The organism is Streptomyces sp. 8K308 (genome assembly GCF_004348315.1).
GTDB lineage: Bacteria > Actinomycetota > Actinomycetes > Streptomycetales > Streptomycetaceae > Streptomyces.
The window spans coordinates 1-1,499 of the sequence record NZ_SMKC01000617.1 but is presented as its reverse complement, the minus strand read 5'-3'; the positions used below and the strand labels follow the sequence as shown (position 1 = coordinate 1,499).

The following is a 1,499-nucleotide window of genomic DNA, read 5'->3' as shown; positions in this document are numbered from 1 at the left end:
TCGGTGCGGCCGTTGTGGTGGGGGAGGGTGAGTCCGGCGTCGACGGCGGCGCGGTCGAGTTCGAGGCCGTTCACGAAGGCGTGCAGGTGAGGTAGGTCGGTGGTGCGGACGGCGTTGATCCACTCGGTGAGCTTGGTGTCGTTGCCAGCGGCGGGGGCGAGGAGTGCGGCGAACCCGGTGACAAGGCGGGCGAGTTCGGTCATCTCGGGGCAGGCCGCAGTGAGTTCCCGTAGGAGCGCGGCGTCCTTGTCTCGCAGGTTGTCGGGGCGGGTGAGCATCAGGCGGGCGAAGCGGCGAGGAGTGATCACGGGCCGATCGCCTTCCGCTCGGCCTTGGGTGATGTAGCGGTAGAGGAGGTTGAGGCTGCCGGTGTAGCCCAGTTCCTTGATCTCGCGGAACAGTTGCTGGACGGGGACGGCGGGGTCGGCGGCCCGCCGTGAGCGGAGGTGGTCGCGGTAGGGATCCACCAGGGTCGGGCGGTAGCGCGGGGCACGCCGCAGCGCTTCGGGCTCGCGGATACGTGCGTAGCGTTTGACCGTGTTGAGGGCGAGGTTCAGGCGGCGGGCGCATTCCAGCAGGCCAACGCCCTTGCCCAGCAGGTCGTGGACGGCCTGCCACCGCTCGCGGGTGGTCTGCTCGTGCACTCCGCCCGAGCGGGGCGGGTTGACAGTGGCCCAGCAGGAGCTGTGCGAGCGGACCTCCGCCAGGGTCTTGTCGCAGAGGTTCTGCCACAGATGCCACCGGTCGCTGACCTGCACCGCCTGGGGCAGGGCCCGGCGGATCGCCTCGCCGTAAGAGCCGGAGCCGTCCCGGCAGACGATCTCGGCGCCGGGATGCTCGCGCAGCCACGCCTCCAGAGTGTCCGCGTTGCGACCAGGCAGGACGTCGATCCGCTCGCCGGTCTCGGCGTCGATGAGGATGGTGGCGTACCGGTGACGACGTTTGAGGGCGAAGTCGTCCACCCCCAGGACACGCGGCACCCGCGGCGAGGGGAGCGGGAGTCGCATGAGGATCCGCAGCGCGGTCGAACGCGACACCGCGGCAGACACGACGCGGGACACGCGAGCACCGGCCCGGCCCGCTAACTCCTTGACCACACAACCAAGTTGAGCCGCCAGCCGGCTCGTCCGACGCTGGTAACGCCCCAGCACACCAGGCACCTGCTCGCGGAAGGTCTGCCGCCGGCAGCCCAGCACCGCGCAGACCAGGCGCCGCACCCGCACGGACACCAGCACCCGCCGGCCGTCCACCGGCACGTCCGCCACGGACCGCCAGTGGAAGCCGTGCAGCCGCTCCGTCGGTGTCCCGCACACCGGACACGACACCGGCCCGTCCTGGGTCCGGGCCATCACCCGGATACCCTCGCCCTCGTCCGCCACCCCCTCGACGACCAGCGCCGACAACCCCGAGAACACCACACCCACAAGCTCGTTGACATCCCGCACATGGAGTCAACGACACCCGTCACCCTTCGTCACCACCGAACACGGGCCAGAGCC

The 1,499-nt window shown here is 70.6% G+C and carries 1 protein-coding gene; it reads right to left on the bottom strand.

What is annotated here, in order from left to right:
* The coding region (locus E1265_RS36175; RefSeq protein ID WP_132935167.1) for an ISL3 family transposase at nt 1-1,415 on the bottom strand (1,415 nt) is incomplete at its 3' end.
* Nucleotides 1,416-1,499 lie beyond the last annotated feature (84 nt).